Annotated in this window: 14 protein-coding genes; 4 read left to right on the plus strand and 10 right to left on the minus strand. The window is 41.0% G+C overall.

Annotation, left to right across the window (positions count from 1 at the left end; genetic code table 11):
- Positions 1-480 precede the first annotated feature (480 nt).
- The 4 genes from ACYVNW_RS18375 to ACYVNW_RS18390 form a co-directional block, all read right to left on the minus strand.
- On the minus strand, positions 481-2,037 hold the full coding sequence (locus tag ACYVNW_RS18375) for a hypothetical protein (RefSeq protein WP_460681377.1): 1,557 nt from the start codon (positions 2,035-2,037) through the stop codon (positions 481-483).
- The gene (locus ACYVNW_RS18380) at positions 2,034-3,926 is read right to left on the minus strand and encodes a glycosyltransferase family 2 protein (protein WP_460681378.1); all 1,893 of its coding nucleotides are present in this window, start codon (positions 3,924-3,926) and stop codon (positions 2,034-2,036) included. The genes ACYVNW_RS18375 and ACYVNW_RS18380 overlap by 4 nt, the downstream gene beginning before the upstream one ends.
- A gap of 89 nt (positions 3,927-4,015) precedes the next feature.
- A complete protein-coding gene (locus ACYVNW_RS18385) occupies positions 4,016-6,106 on the minus strand; it encodes a cellulose biosynthesis cyclic di-GMP-binding regulatory protein BcsB (protein WP_460681379.1) in 2,091 nt (696 codons plus the stop codon).
- 13 nt (positions 6,107-6,119) lie between these two features.
- Positions 6,120-7,472, minus strand: coding sequence for a sensor histidine kinase (locus ACYVNW_RS18390; RefSeq protein ID WP_460681380.1), 1,353 nt, complete (start codon positions 7,470-7,472; stop codon positions 6,120-6,122).
- A gap of 90 nt (positions 7,473-7,562) precedes the next feature.
- Between ACYVNW_RS18390 and ACYVNW_RS18395 the strand changes: the two genes are divergently transcribed.
- Together ACYVNW_RS18395 and ACYVNW_RS18400 are read left to right on the plus strand one after the other, a co-directional pair.
- Complete coding sequence (locus tag ACYVNW_RS18395) at positions 7,563-8,666, plus strand: glycoside hydrolase family 5 protein (protein ID WP_460681381.1); 1,104 nt, start codon at positions 7,563-7,565, stop codon at positions 8,664-8,666.
- A gap of 71 nt (positions 8,667-8,737) precedes the next feature.
- Positions 8,738-9,718, plus strand: a complete 981-nt coding sequence (locus tag ACYVNW_RS18400; RefSeq protein ID WP_460681382.1) for an acyl-ACP desaturase — start codon at positions 8,738-8,740, stop codon at positions 9,716-9,718.
- Between the two features lie 28 nt (positions 9,719-9,746).
- Here ACYVNW_RS18400 and ACYVNW_RS18405 read toward each other — a convergent pair whose 3' ends face one another.
- Positions 9,747-10,082, minus strand: coding sequence for a hypothetical protein (locus ACYVNW_RS18405; RefSeq protein ID WP_460681383.1), 336 nt, complete (start codon positions 10,080-10,082; stop codon positions 9,747-9,749).
- Positions 10,083-10,206: 124 nt separating this feature from the next.
- Here ACYVNW_RS18405 and ACYVNW_RS18410 point away from each other — a divergent pair, with 124 nt between their 5' ends.
- Positions 10,207-11,229: an aldo/keto reductase gene (locus ACYVNW_RS18410; RefSeq protein WP_460681384.1), complete on the plus strand. Its 1,023-nt coding sequence runs from the start codon at positions 10,207-10,209 to the stop codon at positions 11,227-11,229.
- Between the two features lie 47 nt (positions 11,230-11,276).
- On the opposite strand, the gene ACYVNW_RS18415 is transcribed toward ACYVNW_RS18410, so the two are convergent.
- Both ACYVNW_RS18415 and ACYVNW_RS18420 read right to left on the minus strand, forming a co-directional pair.
- Positions 11,277-11,456, minus strand: a complete 180-nt coding sequence (locus ACYVNW_RS18415; RefSeq protein WP_460681385.1) for a hypothetical protein — start codon at positions 11,454-11,456, stop codon at positions 11,277-11,279.
- A 225-nt stretch (positions 11,457-11,681) separates the two neighbouring features.
- Positions 11,682-12,245 (minus strand): pentapeptide repeat-containing protein, encoded by a 564-nt coding sequence (locus ACYVNW_RS18420; protein WP_460681386.1) that lies wholly within the window; start codon positions 12,243-12,245, stop codon positions 11,682-11,684.
- Between the two features lie 284 nt (positions 12,246-12,529).
- Here ACYVNW_RS18420 and ACYVNW_RS18425 point away from each other — a divergent pair, with 284 nt between their 5' ends.
- Positions 12,530-13,222 carry a lysostaphin resistance A-like protein gene (locus ACYVNW_RS18425; protein ID WP_460681387.1) on the plus strand — a complete coding sequence of 231 codons (693 nt, stop codon included), beginning with the start codon at positions 12,530-12,532 and terminating at the stop codon, positions 13,220-13,222.
- A 16-nt stretch (positions 13,223-13,238) separates the two neighbouring features.
- On the opposite strand, the gene ACYVNW_RS18430 is transcribed toward ACYVNW_RS18425, so the two are convergent.
- From ACYVNW_RS18430 to ACYVNW_RS18440, 3 genes are all read right to left on the minus strand, one after another.
- Positions 13,239-16,664, minus strand: a complete 3,426-nt coding sequence (locus ACYVNW_RS18430; protein ID WP_460681388.1) for a methylmalonyl-CoA mutase family protein — start codon at positions 16,662-16,664, stop codon at positions 13,239-13,241.
- Positions 16,665-16,843: 179 nt separating this feature from the next.
- Positions 16,844-18,241: a methyltransferase RsmF C-terminal domain-like protein gene (locus tag ACYVNW_RS18435; RefSeq protein WP_460681389.1), complete on the minus strand. Its 1,398-nt coding sequence runs from the start codon at positions 18,239-18,241 to the stop codon at positions 16,844-16,846.
- A gap of 264 nt (positions 18,242-18,505) precedes the next feature.
- On the minus strand, positions 18,506-18,841 hold a 336-nt coding region (locus ACYVNW_RS18440), incomplete at its 5' end, for a hypothetical protein (protein ID WP_460681390.1).

An 18,841-nucleotide genomic window follows, 5' to 3' on the forward strand; every position in this document is an offset into this window, starting at 1 on the left:
TGGTACTGCCGTAACAGGTGGAAGAGTAGGTCGGCGCCATACCTTACAAACTAAACCCCCTTACTGAATAAGTATGGGGGTTTTCTGCGTTGTGGGGAGGAATGGGAGCGGGGACGGATGGGGGAGGGGGCAAGCGCTGGTTAAGCCATAGCCGCTTGGGCTAAACACCTGCACAATGCATCGCTATAACTTCTTCTCAGCAACTATATTATTAATAATGTATAGAGATTGCAGTTTCACTATAATCGATTCCTCACCACATAGAGAGCTTTCTTTCAACAACAACATATATCGATAACTCCTATTTTGTTTCTATTATGTCTTTGTAGTGTTGAATGTTATTAGCTCTATCTAAGCGTTTGTATTTATTCACTAATAAGATTATACAATTGTTTGAATTGTTAGTATCAATGATTTGCTTCTACCTACCATAAAAAAAGCTGCACATAGTGCAGCTCCAGTTAATAATCAGTTTTAGTCTTACCTAATTCGATACAACGCCCAATGGTCGGTTTGATATACCTTAATCAAGTTTAGCACATGCCCTTGTCCTTTTAATATTTGCAAATAGCTGTTATTTAACTGTGTGTAACCGCTTGCTGCATTCTTTTCATTAGCGATTAGCATATAGTCATCATAATTATTTGGCGATTCAATAGCACTCAGGTATGTGTCTTGATACGGCATAGTTAGCGTGCGGATATTATTTACATAGGCTACCACCGGATAAGCTACAGCATCGTCAACTAACACTTGTGCGGAGCTGCCTAAACCATTTAAGTAACCAGCCATAGTCATGCTTTCTTCTTGTGTGCTAATGGGCGATTTGTGCAAAACCGTTGCCATAAAGTTTTGCTCCTCTGCTATGGTTGAGTTTTTAAGGTATACATAACCAGTAAACAGTTGTACTCCTATCATTGCTGTAAGAAATACTTTGAACAGCAATTGCTTTTTTACCGGCCTTGCTTTGTACATAATACAAAGGAGTGCTAATACAAGAAATATAACAAAGTATTGAAGCGGCAAACTCGTTTTTTCGTATTTAATCCTTAAAAATTCAATTAAGCCGAAAGGGGTTAGAATGGTTAAGATTTGATAAATATAATGTCTCAACAGATATATAGCTACTAAGATAAGGGGGCAGTATAAAAGCGCTTTGAATGACAGGATTATTGAATTTTCAGATATTGATCGGCTTGATTCTGCATTATAGATACTATAATCAATTTTATCTGTCAGTACGCTCCAGGTAGCATAAGGGCTTTCCAAAAAGTAATTCAAGTCGTTAGCATGAGTCAGATTAAGCATTTTATATATCATGATAGATGACAGCGGCAGAATGAAGATGATCATGTAAATAGAAAATGTTTTATTGATCAGTTTACGCCGCAATGATGGATTGTTGAAACTTAGAAACAACCTGAATATAGACTCACGTTCACTTAAATTAAGTGTGTGTATTGCAATTGATAAGATAAGTGGAATAAAAAAGAGCGAAAGCCAGATGAATTTGTAATCGCTAAAAATGAGCATCACGAAGCAGATACTGGCTATGGAGATATGGAATGTTGTGTTGGAATTATAAAACTTCAACATGTTCAAAAAGAACAGGTAGAAAAAAATCAGAACTGCATAAATGGATTTACCTGAGCAGGCCGCATAGATAAACCCCGGATGAAATAAAAATAAGATACACAGCAAAAGCAGGTAATAATCATCGTTAATTCGTTTCACCATGGTGCTGGCCATAATGTAAAACAATAACGCCATACCCAATGCTGAGGCAATAACCGGAGCTAAGGCATAGTTAATAGTTGTAAACAGGAATGTGCTGTAAAATGGTATGAGCGGGGAGGTAAGCCCCATTACTTTTAAGCGGTTGCCTACGCCATCAACAATTACCTTTGATTTTTCAATGTAAAACAATGATTCCTGGTTGTAGTAACCAAGCTTGTTAGCATAAATTCCGAGTATGATATAATATACGGCCAGTACTATTGTAATAAGCAATAGATAGAGTGCCTTCGAGTTTCTCATTTAACAACGTTTGAATTATGGACTTTACTGATACCATGATTGGTTTTCTCCCAGTAAAAAGGGTTCACAATTAACTGATATAAGCCTTTATAAGCCGCTATAGAGTGCATAAGCCAGTAAATGGGGTTAGCTATTGCAAACAATATCAACTCGTAATACCGGCGCTTAAATACAGCCATCATGTTTACATAAATCATCAGGATGTTACCTACCATCAAGTTAAAGATCGCCATAAACAGTACCCAATCTGGAAAGAGGATACGGATGGTTTCTATATCGAATACCACATAGCAAATAAATATAGCCAGTAGTACAGGATAAATGAGGAACATGATAGGGGTGGCGCCAATAAAAAAGTTAAAGCCCAAGAAGCCTTTCCAGCCAATCTTTTTTACTAAGCGCGATGGACTGCGCATGTGCACCAAGAAGGTTTGCATATAACCCTTAATCCAACGTGAACGCTGGCGTATCCAATTAAAGAATTCGTTGTTGGCTTCTTCGTAGGTAGTAGAATTTACTATGGCTACTTTATAGCCTTTAGCGTAAGCCCTTACACCTAAATCGGCATCTTCAGTTACGTTAAAAGCATCCCAACCACCCAGTTCAATTAAGCGGTCTAATTTGAAGTGATTACTGGTACCACCCAGTGGGATTGGAATATCCAAGGTATCTAAACCAGGCAGCATATAATCAAACCAATACGAATACTCTAAAGTGAACATGCGGGTAAGAAAGTTCTCGTTGCGGTTGAAGTAATTTAAGGCGCACTGTACTACAATGTACTCAGGAGGAAGCTTATCGAACAAAGCCACAATCTTTTTCAATTGATCAGTGTCCGGAATATCTTCAGCATCATAAATCGTTAGAAACTTGCCTTTCGAAAAATGCAGCCCGTAATTGCAAGCTTTAGGCTTGGTTTTAGGCATATGGAAGGGGACTACAATCACCTCGAATATAGCCGGGAAATCCAGGTCACGTACTGCATTCAGTGTTTTGTCGTCGTCTTCTTCAATCAGCAGTTTAATGTCCAGCTTCTCGCGCGGATAATCTAAACTCTGCAGGTTCCAGATCAGCTTCTTAATCAACTTATCTTCTTTGTATACCGGCAGGTGAATAGTATATACTGGCAAAGTATCATCTACCACACGTTTCAAATCGGTGCGGGTTACTGCCTGGTAAAGTTCAAACCTGGAACCTACCAGTGCTAGAAACAGCTTAAATGAAATAGAAATTAGAAAGAAAATACTGAGCAGTACGTTGATGACAATAGAAGTAATCCTGAAATTATAAATCAGAAAGAATATAGTAACCGAGAACAGCCCGAAAAAGAACATGATTTGTGCCGGCGTAAACACTTTAATAGCCGAGTTATCAGGGTCGCGGTTCAATAGGTCATATACAGCTGCTTTTACGTGCTTTTCGCCCAAAAGCTTATGGCTCATCCAAATAATGTCCAGGTCGCTGGCAATAATTATTTCGGGTTCCAGATCATAAGTAAACCTAATGAAATCAATATAAAGTTCATCGGCCGGGTCAGCCATTAAGGTTACGAGCTTACGGTTTTCAATGCGCAGGGGTAAAGCCAGGCGGTCACTGGCAAAATCTAAATCAATTTGTTTTAAAACTTCGGCGTCTGTGGCTTGCTGGCGGGCGGAATCAATAGTGAAACCTGCGTTAATTAAAGAGCGCTCATAATTTTTGCGGGATACAAATCCGAAATTGAGAGCCGTTTTAATAAAAGACTGCTTATTGGTAGCAGCCAATTTTATAATTTCCTGATAAGTCTTTATGGTGATAAACCCATCATTCATCAGCATCCGGGCTGTTGCACTCATCTCATCGCCGGCAATAGCTGTACCGGCATCTACTACATGAGGGGTTTCATTCATGAGATTAACTCCTTATTTAGGGTTTAAAATTGCATAACCGCAATGGGGTATACATTGCGGTTATGCCGGTATTAGATTTTCAACTACAATTATTCGTTCGGAAACTCTTGTGATTTCTGAATTTTAGAACGGATATAGAGGAATGAGAGTAAAATCAGGATGAGAATTGCCAATAGTATATACAGGTTATAACTTTCCCAGAAACGGGCAAGCGCGCTCTTGGCATCTACATATTCCAGGTTTTCGCTCGATTTGCTGATGTTAAACAAATACTTATTGCTGGCTACATCAGCAATGCAAACATTACTGGCCAGGGTTGATAATTGCTCGGTAATGGAGCGTGATGCCGAAAGGAAGGAGCCGGCCAGGTTTTTACCTGTACCTGTAATTACGAGCACCGCATTATTACCACGGCCATAAAATATTTGTGCTAAACCGTTGGATGTAGAATCGGATAATGAATACACTACCTTATTATTCTCGTTATTGTACAAACGGAAACGATCCTGGAAGCGGATAGGAGCATCCGGAAACTCGCCCATAATGGCATCTTTACGGTCAAGCAGGGCTACAATATTGTATTTTCGTAAATCGCCACCGTTGTTCATATCGTCTGAGTAAACAAACTCGGGGAAGTTATTGGCGTTGATGTTGTTGTTCAATTCAAAAATCACTTCACCCATAGCAGCAGCAGCATATTTAGCATAGTTTTTACTTACCACAATTCGGGTAGTGCCACTGTTAAATGCTTCTGGGTACTGGTAAAAGCTCAGATCGCTGGTGATGAACGGGTTTCTGGATTCGAGTGATGATTTATCTACATCAATCTCGCCAAAGAAGTTGGTGAAGCTGTTTTGGCAGTTACCGCTGCTGGGGTAAAACCTGAATTCGGCTTCTAAAGTGTTGTATTTATGGTGCTGGTAACGGTTAATGGTTACCGAAGTTGATAATTTGCCCGATTGATCCAGCTTTTCGCTGTTAATCAGCATCCCATTAAGATAGATGTTAAAGAAACCACGGTCACCGGTGGTATTCAATCCACTATAAATGCCTTCAAAATGTATCTCAATTTCTTTAGGAGTAAAGCTGAAATCACTGTTTTTAAAGTTGTATACGCTGCGTAATGAGCCAATGCCCGACATAAAATTGGTAACTCCACCTACTTGGCGTAAAGTTAATTTGGAACGGTTGGCATCAACGGTTTTAAAGAAGTTGTTCTGAGCTTTGTTGATAATCAGGTAATCGCCAAAAGTGGAGTTTAAGATGTTGGCATTACCTAAAGCCGTAATTGATTTTTCGAGGCCGTCATCACCATTGCCGGTAACGATCATAACTTCGCTGGGCGTTACATGCGGCGCTACTGATTTGGCTGCAATCAGGTTGCCCTTGATGTTTACCAGCGTGGTTACAGTATCAGTAACCGTAATCACTGATTTGTGCAGGTAAAACAAACCATCGCTTTTTGGCGGGGTAACACGCAGCAACTGGCGCACATTGGCCGAAAGGCGGCTTAACTCGCCTACGGCTACATAGCTGTGTACACTATCGGGCAGCTTGTCGGCTTCATAAACTTTAATATCGTTAATCTGGCTTTTCTTTAATTTGGCATAGGCCCAGGCTGCTGCTTTTAAGTCAATCAGCGTAGGGTTTTTGGGGTAAACAATTACCGATTTGGTTTCAAAGCTGTTGGCAATGTTTACATTATTAAAGAAATTTTTATTGGTTTTCACCAATGACAGGTAAGAGTTACCCAATATACGCAGCCACATAGCCGGGTTATCCAGGTCCTTACATTTGTTATCATCAAGCGTTAACAGTGTTCTTATTTGTACAATTAAGTACTTCTTATCGGCACTCAAAAACTCAGGTGTCAGGTTTAAGCCAATGCGTTGGATAGAGTCGGTACCTAAACGGGTACTGTATACCTGGCGGCCGCCTACCAGCACGTTGATAAAAGATTTGTCTTTTAACAAGGCTTGTGATGGCTGAAAATACAGCACCATTTTACTGCCCCGTAATTCTACCTGCGGATCAATTTTAAAATAAAATGAAGTAGAACCGCTCATGCCGGTAATTACCTCATCAGGGTGCCCCATGGCTTTAAAAGTGGAGATGCTCTGTGCCTTAAGATTTAAGGTGATAAAAGTTAAAAAAGCAAAAAGCGTACAAAGTTTCTTCATTAAGGTACGTGTATTAATTAATTGCATAAAATTCTACTCTGAAATAATTGCCGTTATCATCACTGCGGTAAGTAAGTTCGCCACCCATCTCCTGGGTCATGAGTTTGGCAATAGATAAACCTAAACCCAGGCGGCTTTCTACTGCCGTACCTGAGGAGGCGTCATTAAGGGTTTTCAATTTATTGAACATCATGTTCAGCTCTTCCTGGCCAATAGCAATGCCTTCGTCTATAATCTCGAACACAAATTTTTGGCGTTGCAAACTGGTAACTACCCTGATATCATTATTGGTTTGCGAAAACTTAATCGCGTTCGATAACAGGTTTTGAAACACCTGGCCGGTAAATACTTTATCCAGCCTTACATTGATAGGCAGTTTCAAAATATTATCCACCAAATGAATGTTTTTCATCTGCGCAGTTTCATTCAGGCCTTTCAAAATATGATGAGCTTCAGCGTTAATGTCGAAAATCTGCATATTGAACTTGATCTCCGGCGAATCAATTTCCTTTACATCCATCAGCTTGTTCAGCATGTATTGCATTTTTTCGGCAGATTCGGAAATGTAGTTGGTATATTCCATCTGGTCGCTGCTCAGGCGGTAATCTTCCTCCTTAATCATGTTATTGCTCATGATAATGGAGCCAATAAGGTTTTTTAAGTCGTGGCCGGCGATATTGATGAAACTATTTTTTTGCTCATCCATTTTGCGCAGTTTCTCATACTGGGTATCAATCAGGCTATTTTTCTCTGCAATATCACGGTTTTGGGCTTTTAACTGCTCGTTCGATTTTTCAATCAGCAATTGTGAGCGCACTTCGCGTTCAATTACTTTATAGCGTGTGCCCGGTACCAGGCAGGAAAGCAATGCTACAACAAAGAAATACTGGCCCCCGTTATTAATAATAATATCTATAGTATATTGGCCGAAGGCGTTGAAAAACAAGGCCAACAGTACAAAAGATATCAGCACCTGTACAAAAGAGTTAACCGGTTCCCAAAACACCTGCAAATTGAAAAACAGGATGATAATGGAATAAATCATGTAATACACGGTTAAGTGCTGAACGCTTACTACATTACACAAAATGGCCGAAGTAACAGATATTATGAGCAGGGTGATGTGCAATAGTACACGGTAATCATACTTTTTATTCTGAAATAACGTATATAAGCCCAAAATAACCAGTACTGTAATAATGCGCACAATTAAAAATTGCACCCATACGTCTGGCATATAAATAAAATCAGCTATGCTTAGTATCGGGTATAGAAAAACAATTGTCCAAACTACGATATTGGTTTGGTACCAGGCTTTCTTGGTGAGTTCTTTTAAGAATTCGTCTCTGTTTATCTGAACGAGCATCAGTTATAAAAAGGTTACAATATGTTTAATGCTGCTAATTGCGATATGGCAGCTAACGGGTTTAACAAATAGTTTAAAAGAGTATTACGTATGATGAAATATACCGGTTTTAAACTGGCAATAAATTTAGTACTAATTTTTATTTTCCATATAGCAAATAGTACTCCAATCATACCGGGTTTACGCCAGTTGGCCTTTAAAAGAGCACAAAGTTTAAATCATGGTATCAGTGTTTCCGCCCTAGAGCAAACCTGGAATGCGCAGGCACTAAATGCTGTTGTACTTACTGCGGCCGACTATGCTCTGCTGAAACAGTTAGGGTTTAAGAATATACGTTTACCGGTGGCCTTCAGGTATTTTGAAGAGCAGCAGATACCCATAGATACGGTAGCAGACCGTATTGAAAAAGTTTGGCAACAGTGCCGAAAATATGGGTTTAAACTGGTAATAGATTACCACTACGGTAAACTGGATGATAATAATTACTTAAGCGAAACCCCTAAAATTATCGCTGTTTGGCAATATTTGGCGCAAAAATACCAGGGGAAGTACGAGGACGACTTATTTTTTGAACTCTACAATGAGCCGCCACACATGAACGAACAGGTTTGGAAAGATGCTGCCTATAATATCTCGAACGCTATACGGGCTATTGATAAGCAGCGTACCCTGCTTATAGGTGCCTCAAATTTTAACAGTATTTATGAGCTGAGCCGCTTTGTGCGCCTGGCCGACGAAAATATCATTTACACTTTTCATTTTTATGAGCCTTTCTTTTTTACCCATCAGGGGGCTGCCTGGGTGGGTAATCAGGTAGCCACTATCGGGGTACCGTTTCCATATAATGAGGAAAAATTTCCGGCCCTTAATCCGGCTGCTAAAAATACATGGGGCGAAACCAACTATTATCAGTATCGGCGCGATGGCAATGCACAGTCAGTTAAAGATAAATTACAGATTGTAAAAGCGTGGGGTAATAAATATGCAGTACCCTTGTTGTGTACCGAGTATGGGGTATATAATCAGTACGCCGATCTGGATAGCCGGTGTCGTTACATTAAAGCTGTGCGCCAATCATTAAAGCAATTGAATATTCCCGGCATGTTGTGGGATTATAATACCAACTTTTCCTTATTCAATGGTAAGCCATCGGTAGCCGATCTTTCGCCTTGCATGCGCGAAGCATTACAATAATGAGATTATATTGCAATGCAATAACACCAATTTAGGCAAAAAATGTTACTTTTACAGTCAATTATTTAACTATGAGATTTTTTGAAGAGAAGCGCAAAGAGGTGATGAAGCATATTGAAAAATTCATGCTTGAAAAGATGCCTGAATTTTTGAAGCCGATTGACGAAATCTGGCAACCATCAGATCTTTTACCTGATTCTACAAGAGACTCATTCTTTACCGAAGTTAAAGAGTTACAAGAAAGCGCCAAAGGCTTGTCTTATGACCTGGTTGCCGTACTGATTGGCGATACCATTACCGAAGAAGCATTGCCTACCTATGAATCATGGTTAACTATGGTAGAAGGGGTAAGTGGTGATTACGAAGGCGGCTGGATGAAGTGGACCCGCCACTGGACTGCCGAAGAAAACCGTCACGGTGATTTACTGAACAAATACTTATACCTTTCAGGCCGTGTAAATATGCGCGCCATGGAAGTGTCTACTCAATATTTGATTGCCGATGGTTTTGATATCGGTACCGGAGCTGATCCATACCGTAACTTTATTTACACCTCTTTTCAGGAACTGGCTACCAATGTGTCTCACCGCCGCGTAGCTTCACAAGCTAAAAAGGCTGGTGACACCTTGTTGTCAAAAATGTGTGGTGTAATTGCTTCTGATGAGGCCCGCCATGCTAAAGCTTATAAAACTTTCATTTCCAAAATATTTGAGGTTGACCCTAACGAGGCCATGATTGCTTTTGAAGATATGATGCGCAAAAAGATAGTGATGCCGGCGCATTTCCTTCGTGAAGTAGGTTTAAAGATAGGTCAAACTTTTGGCCATTTTACCGATGCTGCACAACGCCTGGGTATCTACACTGCAGTTGACTATGTAGAAATATTAAAAGGCTTGATTGCAGACTGGCAAATAGAAAACATAACGGATTTAAACGAAGCCGGTGAAAAAGCACGTGATTATGTGCTGGCCCTGCCTGATCGCTTGATACGTGTAGCCGAGCGGATGAAAAATCCCGGCTTGGAATATAAATTTAGTTGGATACACGGTTAAGCCGGTATCCAACCCTTTCTTTTAAATTTTACGACTCATCGCTGATATTGGTCATGGTCTTTGGCCCCGGATAATCAAAAAACAAGTTATTCAATATATCCTCCAGCGTTAGCACATTCACATCATCGGTATAATCTTCGGTTTTATGGATGTGCAGTTCATTGCCCCGCCCTTCTATCCTGAACAGATTACCTTCATACATGCCGGGCTTTGAAATTTCAATAGCGTTGTCGTCCGCTTCTTTAATATCAAACTCAATATCCTGCTGCCGTTGCTTGGCAAAATTTTTATTTAAGTGGTGCTGCAAAAACTCGTACATATGATGAATATTTACGGGCGCCTGCTTGGTGGTTATCTTTTTCATTAGTGTAGCTGTTATTATGTCTGTAAATTACAATCAGTCATTTACATTTGTTTGTAACATTGGCTGTGTATGGCAAACCGTCTGATTATGGCACTGTTACCGTTTAAAATAAAACTGATACATTATGAACTATAAATTATTAGGTCGTTCCGGCTTAAAAGTGTCTGAGTTATGCTTGGGCACTATGGGCTTTGGCACAGAAGCTGGTTGGGGTGCAGATGAAGCCGCCAGTTTTGCCATTATGGATGCATATGCTGAAGCCGGTGGCAACTTTTTGGATACGGCCAACATATATAAATTGGGTACCAGCGAGAAAATTATTGGTAATTATTTGAGTAATCATGACCGTGATTACTTTGTGGTAGCTACTAAATATACCTTAAAAGATAACCAAACCAACCCTAATGCATCAGGCAATAACCGCAAAAATATGATGCGTAGTGTAGAGGAGAGCCTGAAGCGTTTAAAAACTGATTTTATTGATGTGCTGTATTTGCACATTTGGGATGATCTCACCCCGATTGATGAAGTACTTCGCGGTCTGGATGATTTGATACGCCAGGGCAAGGTAAATTATGCTGCTATAAGTGATACCCCGGCCTGGATGGTAGCCAAAGGAAACACCTTAGCCGAACTGATGGGGTGGAGCCAGTTTGTTGCCTTGCAGGTAGAGTATAGCCTGATACAGCGTACACCCGAGCGTGAACTTATACCGATGGCTAAACATTTCGGGATGACGGTTACCCCTTGGGCACCATTGGGCGGCGGCGTGTTAACCGGTAAATACTTACAGGGTGGACAAGGCCGTATAAAAGAAGAAAGTGTGCGGCGTAATGAGAACAGTGAACGTATTACCCGCGAGGTAATGGCCATTGCCGAAGAATTAGGTACCTCGGCCGGACATGTAGCTTTGAAATGGATGATGCAGCAAAATTTTTCGTGCATACCTATTATGGGAGCTACCAAGTTGGAGCAGTTGAAAGAAAACCTAAAAACTACAGAAATCACTTTAACCCATGCGCAATTGCAGCGCCTCGATGAAGTGAGTAAAATACCACTCGGTTTCCCCGGTGATTTTTTTAGAGAAGATGCAGTAAAAATGAATTCGTTTGGTGGTTTTTATGACCGTGTGGAGAAGCGGAGCTAAACGGGCTAGGAAGGCGTTAATACATTTAAATTAAAAAAGCCTTATGCTCACTGGGCATAAGGCTTTTTTTTATGGTAGCGACTGCGGAAGCGGCGTCGCTTATTTTGCTTTAACCGCTCTGTCCAATTGTCAAAAGTACCATTGAGTGCTAGGAAGGCAAATACCACAAATAGACTAAAAGCTGTAATCACAAATATATGTAGTAGATGGATCAGGAATGTCATCATAATAGTAAACAGATTATCCGTACAGTTTAACAGTTTCAATCTGTGTACCAAGAACATTGTAAAGTGCATTTAAAATTTACTTGTGTTCAGAAAAGATGCACGCAGTAGTTCTATAAGTTGTACAAGTTTATAGTGTGTACATTATAAAATACAGAAAGGTGTCAATATGCAGTTTTAATAATCGTTTAAATGACTTGTTTGTATTGACGATGAAGGTGGTAAGATTTAAGATTGTACTACAATGTCGTATTTGCTCAGTAAGCCGGGTAAGCCATGCACCGAAAACTTGGCCTTCTTTAACAGGTTGTTTTCCGGATCAATGGTGTAATTGTAGCTGGTGCTGAAGTCGGCAGTCTTCAAAATGGTGCGTTCAAAAAATGCGTGGTTCAGGTTGCATTCCTTAAATAGGGCACCCGTAAGGTCGGCCTCAGTAAAGTCGGTTTCAATAAGCGAACAATTGATAAACTGTGCCTTTTTGTTCTTTTTTTGATAAAACACAGCGTTATCTAAAATGCAATCGGTAAAATGTGCTTCGAATAGAAAATTGCTGCTGCGGCTAAAGTGTACGCCACTCAATTTACATCCGTTAAACTGCACATTTTGCCAGGCGGTGTTATTCACACCGGCCAAGGCTAAAGTGCAGTCCGTAAACTGGCAATCAGCAAAGCGGATATCGGAAAGATCAACACCCGAAAAATCGCAACCCTTAAAACGGCAATTTTCAAAATCTTTGCCATGGTGCCGTAATTCTTCTATCCCTATTCTGATATAAAGCTGATCTTCTGCCATAATTATAATCCTGGGGCAATTATCCGAAAAAAGGTAATTTTAAATATCAAATTTTTTCAAATACCTGATATATATCAGCTCACAGACCAGCATTATTGCCTAATAATGTTGTTATAAAGTTGTGGTGATGAATATAATAGTGCCGGAAAAGCTATTGCAATGTACATAAATAAGAGAGAGGGATTTTTCGATAATCATATTAGTCGCTCTCATTGAAGAAGCTCAAATTGTATATACACATGCCAGTGAAAAGAATTAAATTCAGCCTCAAATCTTAACCTTAGATGATTACTGCGCCTCAACCTAACAGACTTCGAGCCGGCCTCGAAGCTTTTTTGCCTTTAATATTGGTTCTGCTCATCAGCTGGCCGTTTAAATTATATTTCGGCTCCTGGTTTAAAGCCGACTGGCATATATTATTTTACAGCCGGTTTATATTCTGGGTTGCTGTGGCTTTGCTCTTGGCATATGCTAAACTTAGTAAGCAAAGATTTTTACCATGGAGAGAAGAGGCTAAATCGGTCAGGTTTTATCTCGTTTCAGTAATTGTGTTGTATTTGTTGGTAATTGTGGCAGGTATGATCTCAGCTATTCCTGCATTGCTGGGCTGGCAAAAAGACAATACAGCACTGATGCAGGTGATGATTAAACTAATGAGCCACAGTACATGGTTGCTGCTATTTGGTTGTATAACCGCAGGAGTGACCGAAGAGTTATTGTTCAGAGGGTTTATGTTGCCGCGTTTGCAGGTGGCGCTCAATTCCAAATGGTCAGCAATATTGATCTCCAGCTTGGCATTTGCAGCTTTGCACTATCAATACCACAGCTGGCGCGAAATTATCGGGCCCTTTTTTATCGGGTTAATTTTTGCAGTGCATTATCAAAAGTACCGCAATATTAAAACTGTAATTTTTGTACATATTATGGTAGACCTCATTGCTTTTATTGCAGGCAGCCATCGTATAAAAAATATGTAATACGGATTATTCCGTATTACATATTCCGGCGGTATTGTCCGCCTACCTCATACAAAGCGTGAGAGATTTGCCTCAATGAACAATATTTACATACTTCCATTAAATGCTCAAATGTATTTTTTCCGGCTACGGCTTGCTGCTGCAATTCGGTTAATAATTGGCCGGCTTTATCCTGGTTGCGCTGCTGGAAAGACTGCAGGTTGGTTATCTGTTGCTGTTTCTCTTCCTCAGTAGCCCGTATTACCTCGGCCGGAACAATGGTTGGCGAGCCTTTTTTGTTTAAAAACGTATTTACACCAATAATGGGGTATTCGCCGGTATGCTTCAGCGTTTCATAGTATAAAGATTCTTCCTGTATTTTACTGCGCTGATACATAGTTTCCATCGCACCCAAAACACCGCCGCGGTCGTTAATACGCTTAAATTCTTCCAATACGGCTTCTTCTACCAGGTCAGTTAATTCCTCAATGATAAAAGCGCCTTGTATCGGGTTTTCATTTTTGGCTAAGCCCAACTCACGGTTGATAATTAACTGTATGGCCATAGCCCGGCGTACCGATTCTTCGGTAGGGGTGGTAATGGCTTCATCATAAGCATTGGTATGCAATGAATTGCAGTTATCATAAATAGCGTACAACGCCTGCAACGTGGTACGGATATCGTTAAAGTCAATCTCCTGCGCATGCAGTGAGCGGCCGCTGGTTTGAATGTGGTACTTTAATTTCTGCGAACGATCATTCCCTTTGTATTTATTCTTGATGGCTTTAGCCCAAATGCGGCGTGCCACCCGGCCAATCACCGAATATTCAGGGTCAATACCGTTGGAGAAGAAAAACGACAGGTTGGGGGCAAAGTCATCAATATGCATGCCCCGGCTTAAATAATATTCTACATAAGTGAAGCCATTCGCCAGTGTAAAAGCCAGCTGCGTAACCGGATTGGCACCTGCTTCGGCAATGTGGTAACCGGAAATAGAAACTGAGTAAAAGTTACGTACTTTCTGCTCAATAAAAAATTGCTGGATATCGCCCATCATGCGCAAAGCAAACTCAGTAGAGAAGATACAAGTATTTTGTGCTTGGTCTTCTTTTAATATATCAGCCTGAACCGTACCACGTACAGTGGAAATAGCATAGGCTTTTATTTGCTGGTATACATCAGCAGGCAGCACCTGGTCACCGGTTAACCCCAAAAGCATTAAGCCAAGGCCATTGTTACCCTTTGGTAAAGTACTATCTCCTTGTCCGTAGGTTGGCCGCGCTAATCCATTATCATCATATACCTCTTTTAACTTCGCTTCTACCAAATGCTGCAGGTTATGCTCTGTAATGTACTTTTCACATTGCTGATCAATAGCAGCATTCATAAAGAAGCCTAAGAGCATAGGTGCCGGTCCATTAATAGTCATGGATACGGAAGTGGAAGCCTTGCATAAATCGAAACCTGAGTACAATTTCTTGGCATCATCCAAAGTAGCAATGCTTACGCCCGAATTACCGATTTTACCATAAATATCCGGGCGGGTATGCGGATCTTCTCCGTATAGGGTTACTGAATCAAAAGCCGTAGACAACCGGTGAGCGGGCTGATCCAGCGATACATAGTGGAAGCGTTTATTGGTACGCTCAGGGCCACCCTCACCGGCAAACATACGTGTAGGATCTTCGCCCTCGCGTTTTAAGGGAAATACACCCGCAGCATAAGGAAACTCACCCGGTACATTTTCCGTTAACAGCCAGCGCAGCACATCGCCCCAAGCCTCATATTTGGGTAAAGCGATTTTAGGAATGCGCAATTGTGAAAGCGAGGTAGTAAACAGTGGTTGCTTAATTTCTTTGTCGCGTACTTTATATATAAAATTGTCGGCCTTGTATTTGTCAACTGTGGCCGGCCACTCGCGCAACAGGCGTTTACATTCAGGGTGTAGGTGTTCTTCGAGCCAGTTGTACATGGCCTCACCCACATCTTCTCCAAATGAGCTGATCTTATCTTGTAATGTCTTACCTCCTTCGCCTTTAGATAGGGCCGGGGAAATGTTTTGACTAAGATTGATCACTCCTTTAATCTGGTATAGCTGTTGAGCAATTTTACATTGTTCGTTTACCCATTCGCTGTAAGCTTTACTGCTTTCTGTAATTTCGGCTAGGTAACGTATGCGGTCAGGCGGAATGATATAAATCTTTTCAGACTGATCGGCAGTTAAATGCTCATTAATATTAAAGTCAATACCGGTTTTGGCTTTTAAGGTCTGCATTAAGGCCACAAACAGATTGTTCATGCCCGGATCATTAAACTGCGAAGCCATGGTGCCGAATACCGGCAGGTCTTCATCTTTAGCATCCCATAGCTGATGATTGCGCTTATATTGTTTGCGCACATCACGAATGGCATCTAAAGCGCCGCGCTTGTCGAACTTGTTTAAAGCCACCAGGTCGGCAAAATCCAACATGTCAATTTTTTCCAGTTGGGTAGCCGCACCAAACTCCGGTGTCATTACATATAAGGATACATCGCAGTAATCGGTAATCATGGTGTCCGACTGCCCAATGCCTGAAGTTTCTACCACAATTAAATCAAAACCGGCTGCTTTGCATATATCAATTGATTCTTGTACATGCTTGGATAGTGCCAAGTTAGCCTGCCGGGTAGCCAGCGAACGCATGTAAATACGCGGACTGTTAATGGCGTTCATCCGTATACGGTCGCCTAATAAGGCACCACCCGTTTTTCGTTTGGATGGGTCAACCGAAATGATAGCCATCGTTTTATCAGTTTCTGCCAAAAAGCGGCGCACCAATTCATCTACCAAAGATGATTTACCTGAACCACCCGTACCGGTAATACCCAACACAGGGATCGTTTTATTGCCAATTAATTCCTGCAAGCGGCCTGTAAAATCATCAGCCTGTTGCGGATAATTCTCTGCAATGGTAATAGCGGTAGCAATAGCACGTGTGCTTTTTTGCGGTATTTGCTTCAGTTGGCCATTAAGCTGGGTTTGCGTAGCAAAATCGCATTGCTGTAGCATATCATTTATCATGCCTTGCAAGCCCATACGGCGGCCATCATCAGGCGAGTAGATGTGGGCAATGCCATACCGATGAAGTTCTTCAATTTCTTGCGGAAGGATTACACCACCGCCACCACCAAATATTTTGATATGCCCGGCACCGCGCTCGCGCAGTAAATCATACATATATTTAAAGTACTCCAGGTGTCCGCCCTGGTATGAGGTTAGGGCAATACCCTGTACATCTTCTTGTATGGCGCAGTTCACCACTTCGTCCACCGAGCGGTTATGTCCCAAATGGATCACTTCAGCGCCTGATGACTGCAAGATGCGGCGCATAATATTAATGGTGGCATCATGCCCATCAAACAATGAAGCAGCAGTTACAAAGCGAATTTTATGTTGGGCCTGATAAACAGCGGTGGTTTCCATAAAGTGGTGAATAATTGGTAGTGGGCAAAATTAACCAAAAAATCAACCAACATGGATAGGGAGGCATGTAAAATAAAAACGGCAAATACTTTTAAGTAAGTATTTGCCGCTATAGCATATTAAATCATTGTTTCCCGGTGCAGTATATATAATACGTAGATATCAAGTAGTGTCGCTATTTATATAGTATGTTTTGCATCCGGGTTTACAGAAGCTAATATTCTTATCTCTTTAGGATAATAATTGTTGATGCGGTTAGGTAGTAATTTGGCCCAGCCCAGTGCCTGCTGCCGGTAAGTCATCAGGCTCCAGCCTTTTTGCTGAAGAGTAAGGTTAGTCATATTGTCTTTGCGCAAATATTCAATAGCTTGCTCAAGCGTTAGCTCCGTTTGTAAAAAGGCGTCTTTATTCAAGTCAATGCTTAAGGCCAGTTCATGATCGGGGATGAGTTCTTTACCGGCTAACTTCCCTAATCTGATGCCCGACTTTTTCAAATATAAATGCTGCTGCAACAATTGTAAAGCTTCCTTATGCTGCTGTGGTATAGCGAGCCAGTCATCAGTTAACTTAAAATAGTAAAAAGAGTCGGGTATTTTCAAATAGCTTTTTAAAGGCTCAATCTCTTTAGGCGATAGCTTTTGCATTTGCTTACTTTTATAGCCCTTAGCTTCGCCACTACGCTGTGTTTTTTTCAAACAGGCTGCAAATAAGCCTTCGCCTTGCACCTGGCCCGGATAAAAGCGGTATCCCCAGGCTTGATGCTGTGCCGATTGTGTTTCTACAATGCCCCAGGAAGATTCAATAGGGATTCTCACACTCTCTAGTTCAAACTCATTGCATAACCAATCCAGCACTTGCTCGTTTTCTTGTACAGAATAAGAGCAGGTGGAATATATTAAATAACCATCTTGCTTTAAAGCCGGGTAGGCATCCGCCAGTATACGTTCCTGGCGCTGCTGGCATAAGTTAACATTCGCTTCAGACCATTCATTGATTGCCTTTAGGTCTTTACGGAACATACCCGATCCAGAACAGGGAGCATCTACCAGTATTACATCAAAGAAACCGGGCAAACGGCCGAAATCTTTCGGGTCATTATTACTTACTACCACATTACTTAAACCCCAACGCGTTAAATTGTCAGTAAGCAAGGGTACACGTGTTTTAATAATTTCGTTAGCTACCAGCAAATCACCGGGCTGCATGGCCGAAGCCAGCAACGTACTTTTGCCGCCCGGCGCTGCACATAAATCCAAAACAATACTATTCTCCGGTAAGCTTGCTTTTATACTATTATATATATAACCAACAAACATAGAGGACGCCTCCTGTACATAATAGCAACCGGCATGAAACAGCGGATCAAAGGTAAATGACGGCCTGCTTTCCAAATACTTACCCTCATTACACCAGGGAACCCCTGCTCTTTGACCTGCATCTATAGCTTTGTAAGGATTGATACGGATTGAAGTGATGGTACTCGGCTGCTCGTGAGCAGCAATAAAGTTAACCATGTCTAGGCCAGGAGCATCAGTAATTGAATTTACAAATTCATCAGGAAGTGGAGAATGAGCCATATGAGCACAAATATACAGAACCTATAAATGGGATACGGAAAATGACTCGACAGATATTAATGAAATTATTAGCCAACAGATGAGGTTGTTATCATTAGTTTGAACAATTAATCAAACAATCTCTTGTCAGATGTGTAAAAGCTTGCTACCTTTGCCCACCGCAAATGAGATAGCGGAGTTCTTTAACAACAAGCATACAATGATAATTGAAAGAAAATAATTTTACGTTTTTGTAAAAATATTTTAGCAGTTAGAAAGTGTATATTATATTTGTATCCCCCAATGAACTTGGGAAGTACATTGACAATAGCTTGAAAGGCGAGACAGAGATACAAAAAGAGGTTTAATTTCTGCTTTTGTATTTGAACTTAAAACAACCATCCCCTTTAAATTTTTTTCAAAAAAGATTTGGAGGGAAAGAAAAGGATTTGCACCTTTGCACTCCCGAAACGACGGGAGGTTGTTCATTAAGCAGCGAAGGAGAGAGAAGCGAGGGTGGTAACGCCTGAGCGGAGAAGTGAAAGGGATGTGGAAACGCTGACCGGAGCCGGCCAGAGGGAAGGGAAAACGAAGAAAAAAAGCTTCGAAAAAACTTTCAAA

It is taken from the genome of Mucilaginibacter koreensis, from assembly GCF_054783355.1.